19 protein-coding genes and 3 tRNA genes are annotated in these 25,802 nt (G+C 40.1%); 9 read left to right on the top strand and 13 right to left on the bottom strand.

What is annotated here, in order from left to right; translation table 11 throughout:
* Positions 1–33: 33 nt before the first annotated feature.
* The 10 genes from CA265_06655 to CA265_06610 all read right to left on the bottom strand — a co-directional run bounded on the left by CA265_06655 (position 34) and on the right by CA265_06610 (position 10,622).
* A complete protein-coding gene (locus CA265_06655; protein ARS39346.1) occupies positions 34–879 on the bottom strand; it encodes a hypothetical protein in 846 nt (281 codons plus the stop codon).
* A 217-nt stretch (positions 880–1,096) separates the two neighbouring features.
* Positions 1,097–3,091, bottom strand: coding sequence for a hypothetical protein (locus tag CA265_06650; GenBank protein ID ARS39345.1), 1,995 nt, complete (start codon positions 3,089–3,091; stop codon positions 1,097–1,099).
* Positions 3,092–3,399: 308 nt separating this feature from the next.
* Entirely contained in the window at positions 3,400–4,245 is an 846-nt protein-coding gene (locus CA265_06645) for a hypothetical protein (GenBank protein ID ARS39344.1), read from the bottom strand.
* A 32-nt stretch (positions 4,246–4,277) separates the two neighbouring features.
* Positions 4,278–4,682: a hypothetical protein gene (locus CA265_06640; protein ARS39343.1), complete on the bottom strand. Its 405-nt coding sequence runs from the start codon at positions 4,680–4,682 to the stop codon at positions 4,278–4,280.
* A gap of 415 nt (positions 4,683–5,097) precedes the next feature.
* Positions 5,098–5,856, bottom strand: a complete 759-nt coding sequence (locus CA265_06635; protein ARS39342.1) for a hypothetical protein — start codon at positions 5,854–5,856, stop codon at positions 5,098–5,100.
* A complete protein-coding gene (locus tag CA265_06630) occupies positions 5,840–7,162 on the bottom strand; it encodes an abortive infection protein (protein ID ARS39341.1) in 1,323 nt (440 codons plus the stop codon). The genes CA265_06635 and CA265_06630 overlap by 17 nt, the downstream gene beginning before the upstream one ends.
* Before the next feature lie 916 nt (positions 7,163–8,078).
* Positions 8,079–8,152 (bottom strand) — tRNA-Pro (locus tag CA265_06625).
* A gap of 47 nt (positions 8,153–8,199) precedes the next feature.
* Positions 8,200–8,276, bottom strand: a tRNA-Pro gene (locus CA265_06620).
* A 101-nt stretch (positions 8,277–8,377) separates the two neighbouring features.
* Positions 8,378–8,464, bottom strand: a tRNA-Ser gene (locus CA265_06615).
* Between the two features lie 79 nt (positions 8,465–8,543).
* Positions 8,544–10,622 carry a transmembrane HD family protein gene (locus CA265_06610; protein ARS39340.1) on the bottom strand — a complete coding sequence of 693 codons (2,079 nt, stop codon included), beginning with the start codon at positions 10,620–10,622 and terminating at the stop codon, positions 8,544–8,546.
* 118 nt (positions 10,623–10,740) lie between these two features.
* Between CA265_06610 and CA265_06605 the strand changes: the two genes are divergently transcribed.
* The 9 genes from CA265_06605 (at position 10,741) to CA265_06565 (ending at position 21,259) form a co-directional block, all read left to right on the top strand.
* Positions 10,741–11,598 (top strand): band 7 protein, encoded by an 858-nt coding sequence (locus tag CA265_06605; protein ID ARS42906.1) that lies wholly within the window; start codon positions 10,741–10,743, stop codon positions 11,596–11,598.
* 5 nt (positions 11,599–11,603) lie between these two features.
* Positions 11,604–12,125 (top strand): hypothetical protein, encoded by a 522-nt coding sequence (locus tag CA265_06600; GenBank protein ID ARS39339.1) that lies wholly within the window; start codon positions 11,604–11,606, stop codon positions 12,123–12,125.
* Positions 12,126–12,127: 2 nt separating this feature from the next.
* On the top strand, positions 12,128–12,295 hold the full coding sequence (locus CA265_06595; GenBank protein ID ARS39338.1) for an Arc family DNA binding domain-containing protein: 168 nt from the start codon (positions 12,128–12,130) through the stop codon (positions 12,293–12,295).
* A gap of 481 nt (positions 12,296–12,776) precedes the next feature.
* Entirely contained in the window at positions 12,777–13,952 is a 1,176-nt protein-coding gene (locus CA265_06590) for an acetyl-CoA acetyltransferase (GenBank protein ARS39337.1), read from the top strand.
* Between the two features lie 36 nt (positions 13,953–13,988).
* Positions 13,989–14,885 carry a hypothetical protein gene (locus tag CA265_06585; protein ARS39336.1) on the top strand — a complete coding sequence of 299 codons (897 nt, stop codon included), beginning with the start codon at positions 13,989–13,991 and terminating at the stop codon, positions 14,883–14,885.
* Between the two features lie 100 nt (positions 14,886–14,985).
* Positions 14,986–16,647 (top strand): MFS transporter, encoded by a 1,662-nt coding sequence (locus CA265_06580; GenBank protein ARS39335.1) that lies wholly within the window; start codon positions 14,986–14,988, stop codon positions 16,645–16,647.
* A gap of 47 nt (positions 16,648–16,694) precedes the next feature.
* The gene (locus CA265_06575) at positions 16,695–18,329 is read left to right on the top strand and encodes an MFS transporter (GenBank protein ID ARS39334.1); all 1,635 of its coding nucleotides are present in this window, start codon (positions 16,695–16,697) and stop codon (positions 18,327–18,329) included.
* Between the two features lie 64 nt (positions 18,330–18,393).
* Complete coding sequence (locus CA265_06570; GenBank protein ID ARS39333.1) at positions 18,394–19,875, top strand: MFS transporter; 1,482 nt, start codon at positions 18,394–18,396, stop codon at positions 19,873–19,875.
* Between the two features lie 622 nt (positions 19,876–20,497).
* Positions 20,498–21,259, top strand: coding sequence for a dolichyl-phosphate beta-D-mannosyltransferase (locus tag CA265_06565; protein ID ARS39332.1), 762 nt, complete (start codon positions 20,498–20,500; stop codon positions 21,257–21,259).
* Positions 21,260–21,413: 154 nt separating this feature from the next.
* Here the strand turns inward: CA265_06565 and CA265_06560 are convergent, their stop codons facing one another.
* The 3 genes from CA265_06560 to CA265_06550 all read right to left on the bottom strand — a co-directional run bounded on the left by CA265_06560 (position 21,414) and on the right by CA265_06550 (position 25,802).
* The gene (locus CA265_06560; protein ARS39331.1) at positions 21,414–21,923 is read right to left on the bottom strand and encodes a hypothetical protein; all 510 of its coding nucleotides are present in this window, start codon (positions 21,921–21,923) and stop codon (positions 21,414–21,416) included.
* Positions 21,924–22,200: 277 nt separating this feature from the next.
* On the bottom strand, positions 22,201–22,776 hold the full coding sequence (locus tag CA265_06555) for a hypothetical protein (GenBank protein ARS39330.1): 576 nt from the start codon (positions 22,774–22,776) through the stop codon (positions 22,201–22,203).
* Between the two features lie 11 nt (positions 22,777–22,787).
* Positions 22,788–25,802: a DNA polymerase III subunit alpha gene (locus tag CA265_06550; protein ARS39329.1), complete on the bottom strand. Its 3,015-nt coding sequence runs from the start codon at positions 25,800–25,802 to the stop codon at positions 22,788–22,790.

The raw sequence follows: 25,802 nt of genomic DNA, 5'->3' as shown, positions 1-25,802 counted from the left end.
TAGCGGAAATACTATGCTTGTTAAATTCACAGCTTATTGAACCGTTATCGTATATTCTCCGGTCAACACCTTAGCTTTAACCAGGGTTGTTTTATTTTTGTATACCCGTATATCCTGAATATAAAGCGGATGTAACCATACACCCGACTCGATCGCCAGATTTCCGGTGGTATTGAGCATATAAAGACTGATTTTACCATTTACAGCAGTATATTCAGGAAAACTGTAGGTCTTAACCCGGTGAAGTAATGAATCAGCAGATACCTTAAACGCCGTTTTTTCATCATAAATTTCAGATACCTTGAAGTTAGGAGCGTCATTCACTTCAAATTCGAGTTTGCCTACAATACGTTCCATAACCATCTCAACGGTTTGATTATTATTTACATTAACTGTTTTTCGGGATAAAAAGGTGTCACCAGTTTGGTAGTGCCTCCAATAGGGATCAGGACCCTCCTGTATATATTCGATAGTAGCCTGCGTGTAAGGAAGGTATACCGGAATAGTATCGAGTTTATAAAACTGATTAATGCCAAATGCCGACTGAGATCCAACGGCCACAAAATTGTACTGTGCCGGATCAAGATTAAATACCACCTGTCCAAAACCTGACTGTGTAGAAAACTGTGTCAGCCGTTTAACTTCAGAACCTGTCTTGGCATTGTAAGCAATCACACTGAGCTGGCTAATGTAATTTTGTAATGGTTCAGGCTGCATCCCCACATTTGGCTGCCCGACGGTGTGATTAAGTCCCGAAAACTGAAAGGTAATCTGGTGTGTGGTACCCCCTGGCTGACCGCCGTGGCCTTCCAGAATTTTTCGGCAAGAACAAATTATAATAATCTGCGTAAGCGCGAGTAGAATAAATAACTTTTTCATAGGTTTTTACCTAAAGTTATTGATTATCAGGTAATTTAAACCTTCAATTAATGCAATGTATACCAATCTGTAACCCCATACACATGTTTTATATTAAAAAAAACCTGTTTAACCATAATTGGAAATTCCGTTTACAAAAATGTGTGCAATAAAGACAACTACGGTGACTCGTCCCCGAATTTATAATTAGTTACCTGAGAATATGCCTTCAAAGCCGCTAAACCGGTAGCTCAAAATGAAATACGGAACCTATACCGATCTCACTATCTACCCAGATCCTGCCGCCGTGGAGCTGTACAATCTCTGCGCTTAGGTAAAGGCCAATGCCAAAGCCTGAAATCGTAGTCGTGTGGAGCGTCTCTACACGATAGAACCTTTCAAAAAGTTTGGGAATTTCAGATTGTTTTATCCCCATTCCTTCATCTGCTACACTTACCCGCACGTTATTGCCATAAACACCACATTTTACGCTTATTTTCCTACCCCTAGGCGAATATTTCATGGCATTATTAAGCAGATTGGAAAGCACTGAACTGATTTTATAGCGATCGGCCAGAACTGAAACCACACAGGACTGCTGGAAATCAATATTAAAATCTTTTGCCACCAGCTTAAATTCTGCAAGAGATTCGCTAATCAGCATATCAAGATCAAAGCGTTCCTTATCCAGGTAAATCTTGTTCGACTCAAGCCTTGAGATGTTTAAAAAACCATTAATAAGCCCCTCCATTTTTTTGAGCTGACCATTAACCTTATCCAGCAGCGATGCGGTAACCGGATTTTCCATCACCTTTGCCTTGGTACCCAGAAGCTGGAGGTAAAGACTAATCGACGTTAACGGGGTTTTCATTTCATGGCTTACCATACTGATGAAATCATTCTTCCTGTTTTCATTCAATTTCTGTTCTGAAATATCCAGAATAGCCCCGGTCATATAAAGCGCATTTCCACCCGCATCGTAATAGGTTTTACCCATTGAACGAATCCATTTTGGAGCCGTAGCACCCAGTGGGATGATGCTATATTCTTCACAATAATCACTACCAGTCTCCAATGCCAGTTTCCTGGCCAATAAAATCCTTTCCCTGTCTTCAGGAACGATAATTTCGCCTACTTTTTCCATGGAAATGTTATTCCGTTCCTCAAAGCCAAAAAGTTCAGCTGTGCGTGAAGAGATATTTAGGGTCATTTTATTTAAATCTACCGTCCAGGTGCCAATCATAGCCGCTTCGATTGCGAGATTGAGTTTATCCTCTGCTTTTTCCAGATCGCGAGTCACTTCAACCATGGCGGTTACCTCAAATGCAAAAACAATAATTCCATCAACCTCACCTTTGTCCCCGTATTTTGCCTGATAAACAAAATTGAAATAACGATCGACAACCGGACCACTATCGGTATAAGCCAGCGGAATCAACTGCGATTCACCAGTATAGGTCACTCCTGTTGCCAGAACCCGATTTAATATATCATGTATTTCCTGATCACGGATTTCGGGAACAGCCTCCAATAACTGTCTTCCAATCAAGTTTCTGCCCGGAAAAAACTGTTGATAGCCTGGATTTACAAAATCATATACCAAATCTTGCCCTTCCAGTATACATATCCCAGCTGGTGCCTGCATCAGAAACTGTTTTAACCGATCACGCTGATTTTCTGCATCACGTTTGCTTTTTTCCAGCGCATTCTTGGCATGAGTGAGCGAAAGAAGTGCCTCTACCTTTTCTGTTGTCTCATTACAGATTACCATTACACCACATACATTTCCATGCTCATCGTTTACACTGCTGTAGCCAAAAGTCCAGTAAACGTTTTCAAGTTTACCGTTACGGTAAATCGGAATCAACTGATCTTCGCTCCATGTCGGTTCACCGGTATTCATAACCTGATGAATCAGCGGAGAAATTACACTCCAGATTTCCTCCCAATAATCAACAGCTTTTGCGCCCAGTGCTCCCGGGTGTTTGCCCTGATCGCCAAGGCTGGGGCGATAGGCATCATTATAAAATTGTATCAGGTTTTCTCCCCACCAAAGGAACATCGGAAACCTGGAATTTAACAAGATACTTACAGAAGTCAGCAGATTTACCGGCCAGGTTTCAGGAGGCCCAAGTTCAGTCCCTGCCCAATCAAAATTTCTGGTCAGTTCCCCCATTTCGCCGCCACCCTTTAAATAGCCCTCGAAGAGATTGGGTTTATTGTTCAGTTCCATAGTACCGCTTTAACAAAAGGTATGGCGGCACTCCTAAAAAGTAAATTTATTTTCAGATTCATTAGACTTGCTTAGATTTAATCAACATTAATTCTGACGATATGTTTGAAATTAGCGATTATTGATCCAGTTTTTTATCTTCTAAAGCGAAAAATCACCCGATTTGCTGATCTGATGAGTAGAAATGCCAGATTCAATCCAACACAATACTGATTTACAGCTCGCCGCAGAATAATTTATATGTCTAGTCCTTGAAAAAGTTGACTATTTATTTTACTAAATTATAAAAATAAAAGAACCATTAAAATCTATTTTGATGGTTCTTTTTTCTTCCACCGTTTTACAAATATCTTAGGTTTTGAGTGCGCTTGCCTCGGCGTTAACATATTTACTGAAGAGTGTAATCTCATCTGGTTATATAATTCAATCGCCTGGTGCACTTGTTTATATAATTGGGCTTTCCCCTTAAAGACTGCATCCAATCCAAATTCGTCCTTTAAAATCCCATTGACTCTTTCTGCGACTGCATTTTCATATGGATCACCATTTTCAGTCATACTGATTGTGATGTTGTTATGCGATAAAAGCCTGATATAATCATAGCTGCAATACTGTAGTCCCCTGTCAGAATGGTGGATGAGCTGATGCTCATACTCCCTCTTGCTTATGGCCATCTCCAATGCCTTTTTCGTAGACACAGCCTTCATATCGCCACAGACTTCATACCCCATTATTAGCTTCGAGCCTGCGTCGGTAACCAGATGCAGATATTCATTTCCTGCAACCGTTTGTAGGTATGTTATATCTGAAACCCATAGCTGTTCAGGCATGGTTAGTTCCAGGTCCTTAGTTAGGTTGGGGTATTTCCTCATCCAGTGCTTCGAATCAGTTGTTCTGGTATACTTGCGTTTCCGTTGGACCAGCAGATGCTGTGATCTTAATATCCCAAAAAGTTTGTCGCGTCCAACCCACATGTTCTTGCGGGACATGCTTTCCCGTAACATCACATGCAGCTTACGGACCCCGGTCCGCGGTAGCTTATGTCGAATGTTCAGGACCATCTCTTTGATCTCCTGCTCTGCAACAGTCTTTTTTGAGCTATTGGATCTTGCCTTATAGAAAGCCTGTTTCGTGTAGCCAAACAGCTTGCACAACTTAGTAATAGTGTTCTTACTGGATAAAAGTGCTATTTCTTGAACTGCTTGGCGCCAGACTTTTTTCGGATCTCGATGTTCAGTTCCCGCTCCGCGATCTCAACAAATTTCTTGTACATGGAAAGCTGATGTTCTGCTTCCCTTAACTTCTTTTCCAATGCCTTGTTCTCTTGCTTTAACTCGAACTCAAGCTCTTTGAGTCGCTGTTGATCGTTGTCCTTCATAGGCCTGCCAATGCTTTTATATCTTGGATAGGCTAATTTACTATATTTTCGTAACCAATTCTGAATACACTGATTTCCGCGGATATCGTATTTACGTTGCAACTGGTCTTTATTCAAATGACCGTTCTCGTACTCCTCTACCACTAATCGCTTGAAACTTTCACTGTAACTCCGGGGTGAACGTTGCAATTTTTTTAAATTATTATTGACCATTTTGTTAAGATTTGGTCAACCTTTTTTAGGACTCCACAATAAACAAAAAAGCCTTTAAATCTTATGATCTAAAGGCTTTTTGTTTTGTGTCGACCTGACAGAACAATTTTCGAATCATTTTTACAGGATCTTAAGAAGCTTGCAGACGATTAAAATCGACTCTGGAAAGTTCTAATTTCATTGAAACATATTGTTACCGTCTTTCAGTTTTTAATGACAAGCTATTTCACGACAAGAGAAACCATAAATCAAGGCTTAGATATATCAAGTTGCCAGCACGAAAAAAAACCTCTCTGGTAACCTATGGCAATCTTTAATAGTTCCGGAGTCTTCATTTTGCAAGGCAAAGCCAAGGGACCTAAAGGTTAGTGACGAGGATAAAAGGTCAATGCCAGGGCTCAACATTGACTTTAATCTAAGTATATTTTTGCAGTTCGGTAACCAGTTCATGCACACGGGTGGAAGATTCCTCTTTGCCTGGATTGGTATGGTCACCGGCGTTATCGTAGTTCCGTTTTGAACGTGCAGTAGCCTGCTTACAACGCGTGATGGGGTTGCCCTTTTCATCATGCCCGATAACCTCAAATAAAATTGCAAACATATCTTTGCCGACTTTTTTTGTTCCTTTACCATCATATGTTACACCATATGGCGCGAGATATTTATTGAGCTTGGGATCATAGTCGGTTCGGGGCATGGCTGCGCCCTGATGGTCCTCGAAATGCAGGACCAACCAGTATTCAAACGCCTGATTGGAATAGGCGGTACCAAAGCCGTAGGCTTCGCTTTGTTTGACTGCAGCATTGAAGTTCTCCAGTTGCTTTGGGTTATCAGGCTTGGGATCCGCGTCGAAAACACACCAAACCTGATCAAAGGGCTTGCCCCGGTCGGAAGCATCGTCAGAAATCTTTTTTGCAGCCTCGACCAAAGACAGGGTATTCTTACCCTCTCCATAAGCTTTAACAATCGCGCTGGAAACCTTGAACTGGTTAAAATAGGAAGGTTCTGTATTTCGCCCCTCGCAATAGATCAATATACTGGGCTTAACTTCCATTTCGGGCTCAGGCGCCACTAGTTCACCTCCCGCACGGCGTCTGGCCTTGCTGAGTTCGAGTTGTTTTTTGTGCGTTTCCGCTTTTTGTCTTTCAATCTCCCTTTTATTCTGCCTGGCCATTTTTCGTAATAATTTCTTGAGCAACTGTTTCAAATTCGTTCAAAAAGGGCGTCGCACCATATTTGCCCCGGATGTAATTATCTTCGAAAGGTTCATGCTTTCTGACCTCATTTTTAAAATTGGCCAAAGAGTACAATCTGGATGCCCCGTAACGGTCTTTATCAATGAACCACACCTGGTCCCTACGAAAGATGCCCGAACTTAACAGATTGGTATCATGGGTATTGAATATCAGCTGGCCGTTTTGCGGATTGGTAATACTGGAATTGAAAAGCGAAACGATCTTGCAGACCAGATTTGGATGCAACTTCGAATCGAGCTCGTCCACGAGCAGGATCATCCCCTGCTCCAGCGCATCGAGCACAAGGCCAGCGAAATGAAAATATTTCCGGGTACCTTCGGATTCTTCTTTGGACATACTGAATTCCACGAAGCCATCGGGCTGATTATGTTCATCGTAAACCTGATGCTTGGTCATGATGTTGGCAAAAAAATGAGGATCAATTTTATTAAAACTATCTTTATATTCTCCAATCATCTTTTTTCCTTCATTATCGAAGGATTCATAAAGATCTTCATAACGCAGGTCCTGAATGCCCAGGTCCGCGCTTTTCAACAGTTCTACGATTTGGGCGCGTTTGCCGGGGTCTTCCTTTACCTTGGTGATGGAACTGTGTTTATAATCCAGCTCGTTCAGTCCCGAAACAGCGTTCATGTTGCGGAAATAGTTTAACAGCAAAATAGCGGTTTGGTCGTTGAATTGGGCAAGTACCGAAAGCAACAAGGAATTTTTTCGCACTAGGTCTTCTCGCTCCAGAGAACCAATCTTGGCAAGACGTTTGGTGTCATATTCAAATTTTTGCAGCGTACGGTAGTAGAGTTCGATTTCCTTTTTTTCTGGACGTGAATAGAGCCATTCCGCCACGATCTCGGATTTACTCACCTCGAAACCATAGCGATAGATCACCCGATCTACCATAAAGGTCATTTCGAAATCCGAGGGTTTTCCGCTAGTCATGGAATTTAGCCTATAGGATTCCACGGGTATAGTGTCCCCCTGCTGGGTTTCCTTGGAAGAGGTGATGATAAACTTTCTAAAAAAACCGATCGCGTCAATGAACTTGCTTTTTCCTCCAGAGTTTGGACCATAAATGACAGCGCTTTTGAGTACGCGTAGGTCACGCTGCTCAACGCGTATGATATTATCTTCTTCATTAGTGTCCTTATCATAGTTTGAGGCGATCATGTTCAATGTCGCTCTTTCCTTGAAGGTTTTATAGTTACTGAAGTTGAACTGGATTATCATGTTTTCTGAAATTATAATTCAAAATTAACAATAATTATCACAATTAAAGGCTTAAAACATTTATTTATTGAATAATTTACACAAAAACCATAGTTGAGGAATTCAGAGATAGTAGCCACTCGATTTCATTCCAAAATGTGCATCCGACTTTCAGCTACAGCTTGAACACTTGTGCATGATTTCCTCCTCTAATACACCTTCATGATGGCTGATTCCAGTTTCCGAATTTTTCACTGATTCTGGTATAGATCTTTTCCCAAAACACCAAGGAACCTGTTTAGTTGATCGAAAAGCCCAAACAACAACCTAAATCGGTTATTTTCCTCCTTATTGAATCCAATACAACACTCCCACATTTAAATCTTCCTTAAAGGGTAATTTTCACGCATCAGAAAGATTATTTAGTTTTGGATGATAGAAGATTCATGTAGACTTAAAACAGACTTGAAAAGACTTAAAATCAGCCAATTGAATACTTTATAGCGGATTTAGTAATCATTTTGAAGGGGTAAAAACTGACTAGTTTGCCTGAAATAAGGTGGACAGTTTCTGGATAATCTTCACTTATTCTGTACGTTCTGGTTTTTCTGAATCGTTATTGGAGCGTTTGATTTAGACATATACTGAGATTGTTTAATCAAACTTAATCATTCCCCTTTAAATACCCACCTTTAGCGATTTTCAAATCTTGTAAAATCGTCGTTTAGGCTTAAATTAATATAGCAAGAGCATTCTAATGCGAAAACTGCTTCAAATATTTTCGAAAGTCAATCGCAATCTTAAAATTAAACATACTCGATAGAGTGAAAAATATTTAGACGCCAATAGGATTGAGCCTAACCTTCAAATTTATTACGCAAAAAAAATCGGAAAAATTTATCTGTAATAGAGATATACTTTCCGATTTAATGCTATGTCGGGATGGCAGGATTCGAACCTACGACCTCCTGCTCCCAAAGCAGGCGCGATACCGGGCTACGCTACATCCCGAACTTGGTATCGATCTTTCAATCCTGTTTTAAAAGTGGATCAACTTTTTGTCGGGATGGCAGGATTCGAACCTACGACCTCCTGCTCCCAAAGCAGGCGCGATACCGGGCTACGCTACATCCCGAACTTGGTATCTTCTTTTTTTATTTCCCTTTTTCGAAGGGATTGCAAAGAAACGGTTTTAAATTGATAATTCCATTTTTATTTGCAAATTTTTATTTTCTGCGGAGAGGGCGGGATTCGAACCCGCGGTACCGTTACCAGTACGACAGTTTAGCAAACTGTTCCTTTCGGCCACTCAGGCACCTCTCCTTATCCTCTGTTTTCCGCCCTACCGGCGTTGTTTTGAGGTCTGCAAATATAGTAAAACAAGTTATCCAACAAAAAAAAATTACAAAATTTGTTGATAATCTATACGCACATGATAGATACTCATAAGCATCGTCTTGAATATCAATTTGATAGTCTCAATATCTTTTAACGTCAAATCGCAGTCATCTAACTGATTTTGCTCCAATTTGTAGTTAATTATCCGTTCAACGATGTCATTTATGTTCTGCGCATCGGGATTTTTCAGACTTCTTGAGGCCGCTTCGACCGAATCGGCGAGCATTAACACACCAGTTTCTTTACTAAAAGGTATGGGTCCGGGGTAACGAAAAATGTTTTCGTCGACAAATTTTTCAGGTGTATTTTTCAAAAATGACTGATAAAAATAATCAACCCGGGTATTACCATGGTGGGTTCTGATAAAATCAATAATCGCTTCAGGAATCTGGTTCTTTCTTAAAATCTCAATTCCCTTGTGCACATGCTGAATAATGATCTGCGCACTTTGCTCATAAGGTAATTTATCGTGCGGACTAACAGCCGTATTTTGATTTTCAATAAAATATTGCGGGTTATCAACTTTACCAATATCATGATATAAGGCACCTGCCCTTACCAGCACAGAATTACCTCCAATTTTAAATATTGCAGCTTCGGCAAGGTTAGCCACCTGTAAAGAGTGCTGAAATGTTCCAGGCGCTTTAAAAGCAAGTTCTCTTAACAGTTTATTATTGGTATTGGTCAGCTCAATCAGGGCCACATCTGATGTGATACCAAAAATACGTTCGAACAGATAAATTAAAGGGTAAGCTAAGAGCGATAAGAGTACGCTAAAAACAAAAGGAATAAAATTCATCCATTCTATTTCGCGGAAAGATCCTTCGCGGAGCAGGGCTATACCGATAAAAGAAACCAAATAAGCCAGAAGAATAAATAAGGCCGAAACCAGGAACCTCTCGCGCTTCACAAAGTTTTTGATACTAAATATGGCAACCATGCCCGCCGTAACCTGATAAAACACAAATTCGAAACTATTGGCCACAAAGAAACCGGCAATTAAAATCACCAGCATATGGAGGTAAAGTGCCAAACGTGTATCAAACAGAATCCTGATGATAATAGGTACCACACAGAACGGAATGTAATACAAACTTGGGATTTCCATTTTAATGGCCCAGGTTAAGGCCAGTAACATCCCCGTGGTCACAATCAGGATTAAAGAAAGCTGACGGTTATCGGCAAAAATATCTTTCCGGAAAAGAAAAAGGAACGACATTAAAATGGCGAGTATAAAGCCAACCAATACCACCTGCCCCAGATAAACCAATGCCCTGCTGCCAATTGTTTTGGTTTGTGCATCGTAGGTTGCTTTGTAAGATTCGAGTTTTTGGTAAATTTCTTCATCAATAACATCATTCTTCGCTACAATAAGTTCTCCCTTTTGTACCATGCCCTTGGTAGTAGAAATATTATTAATTGTATTATCCTGTATCGTTTGGGTCAGTCGCTCATCAAATACAATGTTCGGGGTAATATGATCAATGGCCAGGTTGGCAACCAGATCGCCCATCACCTGGTTGGGGGCTTTAAAATGATCTTTAAAAAAGTTCAAGGCCGACTCTGCAGTAAAAACATCCTGTGTATTTTTCTCCTGGGCCTCATTGTTTTCAAGCAAAGAAAAGTCGTAGTTCTTCCCTCCTGCCTGATGTTTCACATTTAAGCCAATAATGCCCTTCTGGTAAATATTCTGCAGCAGTTTATAAGAAGCACTTTTATAGGCATCCCTGTCTTTTTCGTTCAGTTGCTTCGATTTCCATTTCACATCAAATTCATTGGCAAACTCCTCCAAAGCATTTGCGGTAATGCCCCTATCCAATTGGTAAACGGGTAAAATATCTTTTAAGGCATTCTTTTTATCGGCACTAACCTGCGGGTTGGTTTTTAAAATAGCAAAACTGAAGGGCGAAATCAGGTCCTTATTTTTCCATACTGCATTTTTTTCAAACTCATATCTAAACCGGGGTTGTTTGGGTAGAAATAGCGTAATAATGAAAACGGTAAATATCATCATCACATATTTCAGGTTTGATGAATACTTCCGGTAAAGGATCTTGTGGGAATTTCTCTTGATTTTGGCCAAAACGATGTAATTATTGTATTGTCAAAAATAGCATTTTTATCTAATATACATTTTACGGCTTTTGTTTGCAATTACCAGATTTTATATTTTACTTTATGATATCAAATTAATATCAATTATGTATCAGGAAAAAATTATCAATCCGCCATCAGGCTATCTAACATTCGCACTATGCATCGCATTGCTGGGCGCTTCCATTTTTTGCTTTGTTTCAGAAATCTTTCTCTGGGGAGGGATTTTACTGGCCATAGATATATTTTTAATCTTCCCGGGCTTTTTAATCATCAACCCCAATCAATCGATGGTACTTACGCTGTTCGGAAAGTATATCGGTACGGTAAAAGCTGATGGATTTTTCTGGGTAAATCCCCTAACCGCTAAAAGACGTTTATCATTAAAAGCCAACAATTTAAACGGACAGCAGTTAAAAGTTAACGATAAACTGGGCAACCCGATCGAAATTGCTGCTGTGGTGGTTTGGAAAGTAAATGAAACAGCTAAGGCTGTGTTTTCTGTCGAAAATTACATGCAATACGTAAACATACAAAGTGAAGCCGCTGTAAGGCACCTGGCCAACATTTTTCCTTATGATCATGCTGAGGGCGAAGAAACCAGCATCACTTTAAAAGATGGTGCGGATAAAGTGAGTGAACTGTTAGAAAACGAACTGAACGAACGTTTATCGAGAGCAGGTATCGAAGTTTTAGAAGCCAGGATTTCGCATTTGGCTTATGCACCAGAAATTGCGAGCGCCATGTTACAGCGTCAGCAGGCTACAGCGGTTATTGCAGCCCGTAAATTAATAGTAGAAGGCGCTGTAGGCATGGTAGAAATGGCCTTAGAGAAATTATCACAAAAAGGAATTGTTGAGCTGGATGAAGAACGCAAAGCCGCCATGGTGAGTAATTTACTGGTCGTGCTTTGTGGCGATCGCCATGTACAGCCTGTGGTAAATACCGGAACCTTATATAATTAAGTACAATGGAGTTTGAGGAAAAACATGGTTTAAAGATCTGGTGGCTATATCTGGTAATAGCAGCAACTATATTCCCAACAGTAGCCCTGCTTATTTTTCAGAATAAGGGCCTGAGTTATGCTGAGCTTAAAGCGATGTACTTCGCTCCGGTTTTAGCGATCCTATCTCCGTTTTTAATCATTTTTTTAGTGCAGCAGAGTAAACTCACCTTAAAAATAACGGCTGAAGGTGTATCTTTCCGATATCCCCCCTTTCACTTTACACCAAGTCGTTTCCGCTGGGTAAGTATCGAAAAAGCTTATATCAGAAAGTACGATGCATTTTCCGAATATGGTGGTTATGGCGTAAAAAACCGCCTTTGGTTTAAATTTAAAGACAAAGCTTACCTTTTAAACGATAAAAACAGGGGCTTGCAGCTGGAGTTTAAAAACGGCAAAAAACTTTTGTTCAGCTCCAATAAAATAGAGGAACTCGAAATGTTCCTCGTAAATTTAAAAACGAGGTATAATATACAAGCAATACAATAAGAATGGCGGAGAAAGATAAAAAAGCTTTTGTATTAAGAATTAGTCCTGCTTTATTAAAAGAAGTAGAAACCTGGGCTGCTGACGAGTTTAGAAGTACGAACGGACAGATCGAGTTTCTGCTTACGCAGGCGATAAAATCCAGAAAAAAAGGCAAAGCTAAGGAAGAATAGAGCTGCAAATTGTTAACTACCAACTTTAAATGCTTTGGGCCTTTGTAACTTCGGAAGTCTATAAAAATATTTGGGCGTTCCCCAATCCCGAGAATTCGGGAAAGGGTCGGGCTTTGCAGGGCTGCGCTGCGCTCCGGTACCGATGAAAAATCGGTACTGAACCCTTACAATCCCTAACGCACAACCCACAGCTTTAAATTAAACTTGTCAGGTTTCTACTGCTCCCCAAGCCCACCGCCTCAAGTAATTTAAACCTGATGGCAGCGACAGCCCCGAAGTATGAGGGCTATAGCGAACAGCAGGACTGAGCTACCCTAAGTACTACTCAAGCACCTTTCCCAAAAGCTATTAAAAACCCATTATTTTCAAATAGGCTAAAATCATTTTCTAAACGTTATTTTTAAACCTCGCAGGTTTTGGAAACCTGCGAGGTTTGACTAACTTAGCGGCCTAACCAAAAAATTCATAAAATTTAGTTTACATGAAAGAAGTTGTAATTGTATCAGCTGTGCGAACGCCTATTGGCAGTTTTGGAGGCTCATTAGCTCAATTTTCTGCTACCCAGCTTGGTGGTTTTGCCATTAAAGCAGCCATTGAAAAAGCCGGATTAAAACCAGAACAGATCCAGGAAGTATACATGGGTAATGTTTTATCTGCAAACTTAGGACAAGCACCCGCAACACAAGCCGCTAAATTTGCCGGTTTACCAGATTTACCTGCCACTACCATAAATAAAGTATGCGCTTCGGGCACTAAAGCAATTATGCTTGCGGCACAAAGTATTGCAAATGGCGACAACGAAATTATAGTTGCCGGCGGAATGGAAAGCATGAGTAATGTTCCCTATTATCTCGATAAAGCCAGAAACGGCTATCGCCTGGGGCATGGACAGATTACAGACGGTTTGGTAAAAGATGGTCTGTGGGATGTGTACAACGATTACCACATGGGTTCAGCAGCAGAACTTTGTGCTACCGAATGTAATATCAATCGCGAGGCACAAGATAATTTCGCCATAAGCTCTTACAAAAGAGCGCAAGCGGCACAAACTTCAGGTAAATTTGCCAATGAAATTGTGGCCATTGAAGTTAAAGACCGTAAAGGCGACATTACTTTGGTTGACACCGATGATGAGCCAACAGCCGTTAAGTTTGATAAAATACCTTCACTAAAACCTGTTTTCAAAAAAGATGGAACCGTAACTGCTGCAAATGCATCTACCTTAAATGATGGCGCAGCAGCATTGGTTTTAATGAGCGCCGATAAGGCAAAAGAACTCGGTTTAACACCCCTGGCTAAAATTTTAGGCTATGCTGATGCACAACAGGCGCCCGAATGGTTTACAACTGCCCCTTCAAAAGCAATTCCACTCGCATTACACAAAGCCAATGTAAATATCAATGATGTAGATTTTTTCGAGATCAACGAAGCTTTTGCTGTGGTTTCTATCGCGAACAATCAACTTTTAGCATTAAACGACAATCAGGTTAATGTTAATGGCGGCGCGGTTTCATTGGGTCACCCGCTTGGTGCATCTGGTGCCCGAATTGTGGTTACCTTACTTTCGGTACTGGCACAAAACGACGGAAAAATCGGTGTTGCCGGAATTTGTAACGGAGGCGGCGGCGCAAGCGCATTAGTTATCGGGAAATTATAATTTTGGATTTTGCAGGATTTTTCGGCATTTGATCATATGAAACTTATCAGATTTTATATCCTTTTAATTTTTGGAACGCTTAGTTTTAGTGTAAAAGCGCAACAGGCACCAAACCAATTAAACGTTTTCCAGGATACACTGATTAAAATATCGGCAAGGGTTATTGCTGCACAAAGCGATGCGCAAAAATTAGAAGTGAACGGCAGTTTCGTAAAAACATTGGTTGAGGCTTTAAAAACTCCTAATTCTTTTTCTTACCCATTCGATTCGCTTAAAAACGTTTCTGTAATTAAATCATCCGATCAGGCTTTTAGGATTTTGAGCTGGTATGTTCTGCTCGAAAACGGTTCATACCGCTATTATGGGGCCATCCAGATGAATACCAAAAGCGGTCCGTTGAAACTTTATCCCTTAATCGACCAGACCGAAAATTTAGCCGATCCCAATAGCATTACCAATAACCAGAAATGGTTTGGTGCCAGATATTATGAAATTGTTCCGGTAACCAGTGGGAACCGCCTGCCTTATTATGTGCTTTTAGGCTGGAAAGGAAATACGCAGGCCACCACTAAAAAGGTAATCGATATCCTTTCTTTCGAAAAAGACAATCTTACATTCGGTGCTCCTGTTTTCGATGGAAAAGAGTTAAAAGGAAAAAACAGGATCATATTCGAATATGCCAAATCAAACGCCATGACCTTAAAAACCGATCTGAAAGCAGGAATGATTGTGTTCGACCACCTTGCTTCATTCGATCCTGAAATAAAGGGAAAATTTGAATATTACGGATCAGACGGCACTTTTGATGGTTTTAAAATCATTGGTGGAAGGCTAAAACTACAAGAAGATATCACGCTTAACAACGATCCGAATTCGAGTGACGAGCTCTATGCCGACCCCAAAAAAAATGTTAAACCCATCAGAAAGTTTTAACTCTTAACAAACCTTAACAAATCATTTACCTTACTCCAGGTGCAAAAATTTGTGAGAATGGCCTCCACTCGCTATATTGCGCTTTAAAAATCTTCAATAAATGCCCACAACAAACCAAACTAAACATCCCAAAGGCTTAAAATTTCTTTTTTTATCTGAAATGTGGGAACGTTTTGGTTATTATTTAATGATAGGCATTTTTACGCTTTATTTAAAAGATGTAAAAACTGGTTTTGCCATGACGGAGGCAGAATCTGCCGATTTATACGGAACATTTATTGCTTTAGTATTTTTAACCCCTTTTTTAGGCGGCTTAATTGCCGACAGGTACCTGGGTTACGCCAAGTCTATCATTATAGGCGGCATCATGATGGGTGTGGGATACTGCTTAATGGGCGTTCATAATTTACCGATGCTTTATTTGGCCATGACCCTCGTTATTTTTGGCAACGGCTTTTTTAAACCCAATATTTCTACCCTATTGGGCAATATTTACTCTACGCCAGAGTATGTGGCTAAAAAAGACGATGGTTACAATATTTTTTACATGGGTATCAATGTTGGGGCCTTTATCTGCAACTTTTTTGGCGCTGCCTTATATATTATGCTGGGTTGGGAATATGCCTTCTTTGCAGCTGGTGTAGGTATGTTTATTGGTGTAGCCGTATTTATTATTGGCCTTAAACATTACCGGTCTTTCGATGTTAAAAAGGGTATTATGGATGGCGACATGTCATTTCTAAAAATCTGCTTACTAATTCTTTTACCTTCGGTAGTTGCAGGTGTGATTGGCTGGATAGTGCCAACTAAATTAATCGGCCACCCGCTGGTAGGATCTACCAGTACAGATGCCTTTATATTTGCCTGTTTCCCTGTGATTTACTTTTACAGCACCTTATTTTTTAAAGCCAGTAAAGAAGAAAAAAGGCCTATTGCCGCATTACTTACCATATTTGTAGTTGTAATTTTGTTCTGGGCGGTTTTTAAACAAAACGGTACTGCCCTAACCACCTGGGCCGATCGGTATACCGATAGAAGCCTAACCAATACCACCGCAAAAAACACTTTTTCTAAGTTTAGCTTATCGCAAAATATCACCTATAAAAAAGATAGTGTAGCCTTATACGACAACGCATTCCGCCTCCAGAAAGTTGATGGTGTGGTGCAGAAAGAATACAACTACCCAACCTATTTCAAAAATGTACCAGCTGCCGAATTGCCTCAGGAAGGTGGCACAGTAGAATTATGGGCAACAAACTTAAGCCAGTCGATCAACCCGGCATGGGTAATTCTGTTAACCCCGTTAATTGTATCCTTTTTTACCTGGTTAAGGCGCCGCGGTAAAGAACCGAGTACCGCCACAAAAATTATATTCGGGATATTCATCTCGGCTATATCGGTATTGGTGATGGTTACCGCAGTATATATCGGAAAAAATGGAGCCGAAAAAGTATCTGTTCTCTGGCTAATGGGAACTTATGGCGTAATTACCATTGGCGAATTATTTCTAAGTCCGATGGGCTTATCACTGGTATCAAAATTAAGTCCGGTAAGGATAACTTCTTTAATGATGGGCGGTTGGTTCGTATCTACCTCAATAGGCAATAAACTTTCGGGCGTACTGGCAACCTTATGGGATACTTATGAAGACAAATCCAATTTCTTTTGGGTAAACTTCTCCTTATTGATGGGCTCGGCCATAATCGGTTTTGCTTTATTAAAATGGCTAAACAATATTATGAAAGAATACGGCATCAAATAATTTTTTACTGCATTAACAAAAAAAACAAACAAACTTAAATACTGAATATGACATCAACACCAAATCAATCTAAAGGTCATCCAAAGGGGTTATACGTGTTATTTGCCACAGAAATGTGGGAGCGTTTCAACTACTATGGAATGAGGGCAATCCTTGTTTTATTTATGACAAAGGCCTTATTATTTGATAAAGCATTCGCTTCTAACCTTTATGGTAGTTACACCGGATTGGTTTATTTAACGCCACTAATCGGCGGCTATGTAGCCGATCGTTTCTGGGGAAATAAAAAATCGATTATAACAGGCGGATTAATGATGGCACTGGGAGAGTTTATCCTATTTTTCTGTGCCATGTTATACCAAAGTAATGAACAACTCTCCACCTTTTTGTTTTTTACCGGACTTGGCTTTATGATTGCCGGAAACGGTTTTTTCAAACCAAATATTTCCTCATTGGTTGGACAATTGTATCCGAAAGGCGATAAAAGAAGTGACGCTGCTTATACTATTTTTTACATGGGTATAAACGTGGGTGGTGCTTTAGGTCCTATTGTGTGTGGCTTTTTAGGCGATACCGGAAATCCTTTGGATTTTAAATGGGCATTCTTAGCTGGCGGTATAGCGATGTTATTAGGTGTTTTGGTGCAAATCATGTATCAGAAGAAATATGTAATTGCACCTGATGGAAAAGAATTGGGAACCATTCCGGCTGGCGCACCAAAAAGCACATTAAACCCTGCCGTAATTGGTTTTGGCTTAGCTGCATTTTCGGCTTTAATGATCGGATTATTTTACATCGATGCAAAAGTATTCAGCTTTTTAACTTACTTATTAATCGCATCGGTATTGTTTATTGCCTTTGTTATTTTCTCAGATAAATCATTAAGTAAAATTGAGAAACAGCGGATTGGTGTAATCTTCATTGTTGCCTTTTTCGTTATATTTTTCTGGAGTGCCTTCGAACAGGCAGGTGCCTCTTTAACTTTCTTTGCAGAAGAGCAAACCCAGCGGGATTTAGGTTTCTTAAAAGTACCGGCAAGTATCTTTGCCTCCCTAAACTCAATATTCGTAGTAGCCTTTGCACCTTTATTTGCCTGGTTGTGGATTAAGCTAGGTAAAAAAGAACCTTCATCGCCAACTAAAATGGCCATTGGTTTATTGTTACTGGCCCTTGGTTACCTGTGGATTGCTTTTGGTGTAAAAGACGTGTCTTCATCCATTAAAGTGAGCATGATGTGGTTAATTGGTATGTATGCTTTACACACCTGCGGAGAACTTTGTTTATCTCCAATCGGTTTATCTTTGGTAAACAAACTGGCACCCTTAAAATTCGGTTCATTATTAATGGCTGTTTGGTTTTTAGCCAACGCAGCAGCCAATAAGTTTGCTGGTATTTTAAGTGGTTTATACCCTCCGGGCGTGGCCGAAATTAAACAAGCTGCCGGAGCTGGCATTAACTTACAGCCCATTTTATCTAAAACGGTTACGCCAACCGCGGCAGAACTGGCAAAATTAAAAGACTTAAAAATTCCTTTCGAATATCAGTCGATCGTAGGCATCCAGATTAATTCGTTATACGAGTTTTTCATGATGTTTGTAGTGATGGCCGGAATTGCATCTTTAATTTTATTTGCAATTACCAAGAAATTACAAAAAATGATGCATCAGGATATTCTTGACTAAACTTATAACATCCTTTAACCTAAAGCCCGATCTCCGCCGGGCTTTTAATTTTTAAACCTATTTAATGGAAAAAACAGTTTCAATAGAAGATATTCAGAATTTTGAAGGTAAATACCCGAAACAACTCTGGCATTTATCGTTGGTAGAAATGTGGGAACGTTTCTGTTTTTACGGCATGCGTGGGGTATTGGCCTTTTTCATGGTCGAACAACTGGGTTTGAGCGATCAAAAATCGAACCTGCAGTATGGTGCGATACAAGCCTTTGTTTATGCCTTTACTTTTATAGGTGGTATTTTTGCCGATAAAATTTTAGGGTTCAGAAAATCGCTCTTTTGGGGCGGGGCTTTAATGATTATCGGGAACTTAATCCTAGCCTTCTCCCCTCATGATTTATTTTATGTAGGAATTACCTTATCCATTATTGGAACAGGTTTTTTCAAACCCAATGTTTCATCAATGGTGGGCGAATTATACCATGAGAAAGATAATCGCAGAGATGCCGGTTATGGACTTTTTTATGCCGGTATCAATGTTGGCGGCTTGTTGGGTGGTGCCATGTGTATTTATCTCGGTAAATATTACAACTGGCATTTGTGTTTCCTGTCTGCAGCGCTGGTGATGATGTTTGGTTTAGGTACATTCATTTTCACCAAAAAGCATTTAGGCCCGATTGGGAATTCGCCTTTACTGCACCTTAAAAAATCTAAACAGCAATTTTTGGAAATAGCTGTTTATGTAGGTTCTATTTTGTGTATCCCAATGATTTATATCATGGTAAGAAACACAGCCTTTACCGATTATTTCATGTACACCATAGGCATTATTGCTTTGGTTTATTTCCTGTATGAAACGTTTAAGATAAAAGATCAAAAAGCACAATATAAACTATTGGCAGCTTTCGTTTTTATCTTCTGTTATTTCATTTTCATGGCCATATCCGAGCAGAGCGGAGGTTCCCTATCGTTATTTGCGAAGGACAATCTGGACCATAAAATCCTCTTTTTCAATATCGATCCGAATGTGGTGAACAACAGCGCTAACTCGTTCTTTGTGATTGTTTTTAGTCCGATTGTGGGTATTTTATGGCTGGGCTTATACAAACGCAAAATTGAACCCAATACCGTGGTAAAATTCGGGATCGGCTTCCTTTTATTGGCCTTAAGTTTTTATGTTTTTTACGCCACCAGGTTCTTCGCCAATGTACAGGGTATTAGCTCGTTAAATGTATTTACCTTAGCCTATTTATTATTAACGTTAGGCGAACTTTGTTTGGGACCGATAGGCATGTCGATCATTACTAAACTTTCGCCAAAGAAAATGTTCGGAATGATGATGGGGCTTTGGTTTTTATCAAGTGCCTTTGGCCAATTGGCTGCCGGAAAACTGGGGGCAGAAATGTCGAGTATTGATGATGCATCGTTATCGGCTAAATTAATGGCCTATACCGAAGGTTATAAAACATTGGCTTTATATTCTTTAATTGCAGGTTTGGCGCTGATTCTCTTTTCGCAACTGGTTAAAAAGTTAATGCAGGAGGTGAGGTAAGCGTAAAAAAGATATAAAAAAAAGCGAGCGTATTCAATAAGATTTGAAAAGGAACGGGCAGTGGTTCTTGGAAGCCTGCCGCCCCGCTCTTTGTTCCAAGTCCTCGCCCTCATGCTTCGGTCTGCGGGCTTTACACGCCGATCGGGTTTAGGAACAATGGTTTTGTACCTTGAAAGGTAATCTGCGCTGATCTGCAAAATCTGCGGGAAATACCGGGCCAAAGTATTCAACTACGATCAGACTGACAGAAATGGGCATATTCAATAAGATTTGAAAAGGAACGGACAGTAGTTCTTGGAGGTCTGCCTCCCCGCCATTCGCTATAGTCCCTCTTTTCAATCGGGAGCTGCCGCTACTGTCGGGTTTAGGAACAATGGTTTTGTACCTTGAAAGGTAATCTGCGCTGATCTGCAAAATCTGCGGGAAATACTGGGATAAAGTCTTAGACTACGCTCATACTGACCATACCCTAAAAATTACGAATAAAATAAGAGCCGAATCGTGGGTTATTAATGAAAATTCATAAAGGTTTCACATTAAATATTTACTTTCGCAGTTTAAAAGCAATTGTAGCACATCATATAAACACAAGAAGCTTACATTATTAAAAACCACAACAAACGTGTCAGATAGTTTAGTCATCATTCCCACCTACAACGAGAAGGAAAACATCGAAAAAATCATTAGAAAGGTTTTTTCTTTAACACAGCCTTTTCATGTTTTAATTATTGATGATGGTTCTCCTGATGGAACGGCTGAAATTGTAAAATCGTTACAGGACGAATACGAAGGGCATTTATTTATTGAAGAACGTGCGGGTAAACAAGGTTTGGGTACGGCTTATATTTACGGCTTTAACTGGGCCTTACAACACGATTATGCCTACATTTTCGAAATGGATGCCGATTTCTCGCACAACCCTGACGACTTATCGCGCTTACGCGAAGCTTGTGTAAATGGCGCTGATGTAGCCATTGGTTCCAGGTATGTTAAGGGTGTAAATGTGGTAAACTGGCCAATGGGCAGGGTTTTAATGTCGTATTTTGCTTCAATGTATGTGCGTATGATTACCCGGATCAACATTCAGGATGCGACTGCCGGCTTTAAATGTTACCGCAAAATTGTGCTGGAAACCATTCCATTAAATAAAATCAAATTTGTTGGTTATGCGTTTCAGATCGAAATGAAATTTACTGCCATTAAATTTGGCTTTAAAGTAGTCGAAGTTCCAATCATCTTCACCGACCGTACCGAAGGCACATCAAAAATGAGTACCCGTATTTTCAGGGAAGCTTTTTTAGGGGTAATACAAATGAAGGTTTGGAGCTGGTTTAGAAATTATAGTCGGAAGGCTGAAGTTGGGAGTCCGAAGTCGGGAGTCTAGAGTCTTTAGTCCATGGCATATAGTTAATAGTCCATCGTTATAATTTGATCCATATATTGCTGATCAGCAAATCTTATCAGCCTGTATGCCGGGCTATTTTGTATTAACCAATCTCCCCGACTCACGACTAAGAACTGAGGACTACAGACTTAAACTAAGCCTTACCTTGCGATTCCCTGATCATTGCGCCAAAATCCTGTCCTTTATCCATTGCTTTAACCGTCATTACGATCCGTTTGGTGCGTGTGGGCTCGGTTTTAGCCTGGTTAATCCAGTTGATGTAATAGTTTTGATGCGATTTAGGCTGTTTTAAAAAGTTCCGGATTAAATGTTCCTCTTCTGATAAACAGATTTCCAGATCCTCAGGCATTTCAATCTTAAAATCTTTATCTTCTTCTAAATAAAGTTCGACGCTTGCTCCAGCTTCTTTTCTTAATTGTTTACGGACTTCACCTTTCAGGGCAATAATAAAATCGCCCTCTCCCATTGGGATGGTTGCCATTCCATTAATCTCCAGCTGATCTATCTTTCCTTTTACCCTGAAACTCTTTTTACAGTCGGGCTTAATTTCATTAGCCAAAGCTGCCGGGATAAACACATAACTCCAGCCGGTTTTTTCGCCCATGGTTTCGAAACGTTCTATCTCTGCTTTAAAGTGGATCATGGTTTAAATATAAAAATTATGTTTTAACAAGTAAACGATTAAATCGCTAGGCTACTGATATACTCGTTAGAAACGAGCGCAAACTATAATCGATCGTCATTCCCGCGCAGGCGGGAACCACACAGTGCTCAGCGAAGCTAATCTTAATGCAATAAACTTTAGATTCCCAATCAAGTTGGGAATGACGATCTTATAAAAAAGCATTAATCGGCTCAAAAACAAGCCAAATCATGAGCCGATTAACAAGATTAATCGGCTCATGACCAAAATAAACTAGTTATAACAAAGAATATTGATGATGATTTAAAGGGCTACCCAACAATTTAAACTCATTAATTACCACAAATTGTTGTTTAACTTTATCAAATTTACGAATGGCAATTGTATCACAGTTAAATTCTAAGTTGATGTTGCCATACAAATGCGCTGCCTGATCAATTTGAGCCGAGCTCAGTTCACGTCCTATTGATATATGCGCGTTAGCCCCATTTACAGCATAATTAGTTTTAAGTCCCTTTCGAAAGATTTTCAAAAGATCATTTAAGTATGGTTTGGATGAATCATTGGGAAGTAAAACAACAGCATGGCTAAATTTTGATACACTTAAAGAATCAAAAATTACTTCTTTCGGCCTTTGTGAGCGACAAATTTTCTCAATGCGCTTTTTGCAACATTCCAACTCATATTGGTCTGCCCAAAACATCATAATCGTGATGTGCGCCTCAGAATTTCTACTGTTATACCAGCCAATTTTAAACCAGAGTATATCTTTCAAAACTTTAACATCATTAATAGCTTCTTGGTGAGGGTGAACAACTATTGAATACCTGTCTTTTTTCAATTTTAAATCCATATCAATTTATTTTAATCAATTGCTACCGGGTTCATTTGAATATCCAATTTGGCAAATTTTAAAACCTCTATACTTTGAAAACCAAAATCTTCAACCACCTTGCCCAAAATCAGGTAACAGCCCTTTCCTTTAAAAGGATACATGGGTGTGGTATTGGGAAAATGGGTGGTATCGAAAAAATCGCCGTTGGCATCTAAAAAAGTACCGAACCACATTTTGGTATTTTTAATGGTGTGTACCGTTTTTTCGCAAACATAGTTCCCTACCATCCTTACCGTTTTACCCAAATGTTTGTGCATATCAGCGGCCATGGTATCGCCACGGTAAGGCGTTTTTAAAAAATCGAACATATCGTAATTAAGCGGATAACCCAATAACTCTAACTCTGTATAAGCATTTTCCAGTTCCGAATCAGCCAGTTCCGGCAGCTGGTAAGTTTTATAACTCAGTTTAAAAAGTTCGGCATGGTTCACTTTCTTCTGCTTAAAGCCAAGGTAGTTGTGTACATCCCAAAGCAGGGTTTTCCGATCTTTTCCGGTAAATCGTAAAGCACCCAGCCGAATTAAAATAATAGCCTGTTCTAATGAGATACAGGTCCGTTTTACAAAATCTTCGAGATCGATGTACAAACCATTTGTATGACGTTCAGCAGGAATAATTTTGATGTTTTTTTCTTCTAAACCCTGAACAGCAATAAAACCCAGATAAGCATCTTCGCCTTTTATATTCACTACGTCATCACTGTGATTCACACAAGGCAAATGCACACGTGCCCCGGTTTTTTGTAACTCATGCACATAAACCCATCGACTGTAAAAGCCACCATAGTTATTCAGTACGGCGACCATAAATTCCATGGGGTAATAGGTTTTGAGGTATAAACTCTGATAACTTTCTACCGCAAAAGAAGCAGAATGGGCTTTAGAAAAGCTGTAGCCGGCAAAAGAGGATATCTGTCGCCAAACTTCGGTAATCAGTTCTTCTGAATGGCCTTCCTTTCTGGCTGAGGCAAAAAATTTATTTACCAATTCATCAAAAGCCAGTTTCGAACGGTATTTTCCACTCATGGCTTTACGGAGGACATCGGCATCGGCCAGATCGAGGCCTGCAAAATAATGGCATACTTTGATTACATCTTCCTGGTAAACCATTACCCCATAGGTTTCGCTGAGCCGCTGTTTCATCACTTCGCAGAGGTAAACTACTTTTTCGGGTGCATGATAGCGTTCGATATAGGCTTTCATCATGCCTGAGCTGGCCACCCCCGGACGGATAATAGAACTGGCTGCTACCAGGGTAAGGTAATTATCGCATTTCAGTTTTTTGAGCAATTGCCGCATGGCTGGCGATTCGATATAAAAACAGCCGATAGGCTGCCCCTCTTTAAGAATGCCATTCAATTTCTGATCATTTTTAAAGGTTTTAAAATCGTGGATATCAATATCCTTTGCTTTATTCTTTTTGATGAGCTGTACAGCTTCGCGGATGTGCCCGATACCCCGCTGACTTAAAATATCGAATTTTTCGTAACCAATGGCTTCGGCTTCGTACATATCCCACTGTACGGTTGGAAAACCTTTTGGCGGCATATCCAATGCGGTATAATAGGTAATCGGCTCTTCTGAAATCAAAATCCCCCCGGCATGGATAGAGCGCTGGTTGGGCATCCCCTTCATATATTGATACACCGCCAATAACTTTTGGTAAGTGGCATTGAGTAAGTTTTCGCGTTCTTTGGTGGGATCGGTAAAACTATCTATTTCACCTTTGGGTAAACCCAGCACCTTCCCGATTTCCCTGATAATTGCCCGGTCTTTAAAAGTACTCATGGTACCCAAAAAAGCAACGTGCCATTTAGGATAGCGTTCAAAGATATACCGTTGTATTACCTCCCTTTCATCCCAGGAGAAATCGATATCAAAATCTGGCGGGCTGGTCCGTTTTTCGTGCAGGAAACGTTCGAAATACAGGTCGAGATCAATCGGATCTACATCGGTAATGCGCAAACAATAGGCTACAATGCTGTTGGCACCCGAGCCACGGCCAACATGGTAGAAACCGCATTCGGTCATCGCATACCGTACAATATCATAGGTGATGAGGAAATAAGCACAGAAGTTTTTAAGTTCGATGATGCGCAGTTCTTTTTCCAAACGCTCAATGGCTTCTGTATTATTTTCGCCATAACGGTACCTGAGCCCTTCTTCGGCAAGCTCCCGAAGCATTTTTTTATCTCCTTCGAAATCCCCGGTATAAAAAAACTTGTTTTTAGAAACAGGTGCAGGGCCATCCTCAAAATAAACACTTAAATCGCAACTGTTCAACAAACGCTGGGTATTCTGAACAATGAAAGGGTACTGTTCAAATTGCTGCGTTAATTCCACTTCCGGAATCAGGAATTCATCTGGATCGCATTTTTGTTCATCGGGTACCTTAGTTAAAAGTGTATTGAGTTCAATTGCCCTAAGGTATTGGTGCAAACGGTAGGTGATCTTATCACTTATGGTAACAGGATGCCAAACCAGCAGTTTTTCCTTTTGTTTTAAAAGTGGATGTTTGTATAAAAGGTTGAGCTGTTTGGCACGGATGCCTATAAATTCATTACCTTTTAGTACAGTGTTAAACGATTTTTGAAAGGGATAAATGATATACACATTTTCCATTTCAGGCGGAATTTGCGGCAAGGGAATATGGTTGATGTTATGGTGGCTTAAAAACTCATTCAGCTCGCGCATTCCCTCTCTATTCTTAGCAACGCCCACATACAACAATTTATGATCGACCCGAAACTCGATCCCTGCTACCGGTTTGATCTGATAGGGAATATTGCCTTTATGGATCTCGTCGGCCTCTTTGGCAATGCCCTGTTTATAACACTCGCGAATAAACTCTACCGCACCGGTTGAATTATTGATATCGGTGAGTACCATTTGATGGATACCCAAATTCCGGGCAGTGGCAATCAACTGCTCGATGTTCAGTGTACCATATTTCAGGCTATAAGAAGAGTGCACATTTAAAAACAT

This window comes from Sphingobacteriaceae bacterium GW460-11-11-14-LB5 (assembly GCA_002151545.1).
Taxonomy (GTDB): domain Bacteria; phylum Bacteroidota; class Bacteroidia; order Sphingobacteriales; family Sphingobacteriaceae; genus Pedobacter.
Note: the sequence above shows the minus strand (reverse complement) of the source record. Positions and strands in the feature narration are given on the sequence as shown.

Excerpts from the sequence above, each read along its gene's own strand:
- CA265_06655 (ARS39346.1), bottom strand. The coding sequence starts at position 879 with ATGAAAAAGTTATTTATTCTACTCGCGCTTACGCAGATTATTATAATT.
- CA265_06650 (ARS39345.1), bottom strand. The coding sequence starts at position 3,091 with ATGGAACTGAACAATAAACCCAATCTCTTCGAGGGCTATTTAAAGGGT.
- CA265_06550 (ARS39329.1), bottom strand. The coding sequence starts at position 25,802 with ATGTTTTTAAATGTGCACTCTTCTTATAGCCTGAAATATGGTACACTG.
- CA265_06555 (ARS39330.1), bottom strand. The coding sequence starts at position 22,776 with ATGGATTTAAAATTGAAAAAAGACAGGTATTCAATAGTTGTTCACCCT.
- CA265_06575 (ARS39334.1), top strand. The coding sequence starts at position 16,695 with ATGACATCAACACCAAATCAATCTAAAGGTCATCCAAAGGGGTTATAC.
- CA265_06580 (ARS39335.1), top strand. The coding sequence starts at position 14,986 with ATGCCCACAACAAACCAAACTAAACATCCCAAAGGCTTAAAATTTCTT.
- CA265_06560 (ARS39331.1), bottom strand. The coding sequence starts at position 21,923 with ATGATCCACTTTAAAGCAGAGATAGAACGTTTCGAAACCATGGGCGAA.
- CA265_06595 (ARS39338.1), top strand. The coding sequence starts at position 12,128 with ATGGCGGAGAAAGATAAAAAAGCTTTTGTATTAAGAATTAGTCCTGCT.
- CA265_06585 (ARS39336.1), top strand. The coding sequence starts at position 13,989 with ATGAAACTTATCAGATTTTATATCCTTTTAATTTTTGGAACGCTTAGT.
- CA265_06570 (ARS39333.1), top strand. The coding sequence starts at position 18,394 with ATGGAAAAAACAGTTTCAATAGAAGATATTCAGAATTTTGAAGGTAAA.
- CA265_06590 (ARS39337.1), top strand. The coding sequence starts at position 12,777 with ATGAAAGAAGTTGTAATTGTATCAGCTGTGCGAACGCCTATTGGCAGT.
- CA265_06600 (ARS39339.1), top strand. The coding sequence starts at position 11,604 with ATGGAGTTTGAGGAAAAACATGGTTTAAAGATCTGGTGGCTATATCTG.
- CA265_06630 (ARS39341.1), bottom strand. The coding sequence starts at position 7,162 with ATGATAATCCAGTTCAACTTCAGTAACTATAAAACCTTCAAGGAAAGA.
- CA265_06635 (ARS39342.1), bottom strand. The coding sequence starts at position 5,856 with ATGGCCAGGCAGAATAAAAGGGAGATTGAAAGACAAAAAGCGGAAACG.
- CA265_06605 (ARS42906.1), top strand. The coding sequence starts at position 10,741 with ATGTATCAGGAAAAAATTATCAATCCGCCATCAGGCTATCTAACATTC.
- CA265_06640 (ARS39343.1), bottom strand. The coding sequence starts at position 4,682 with ATGGTCAATAATAATTTAAAAAAATTGCAACGTTCACCCCGGAGTTAC.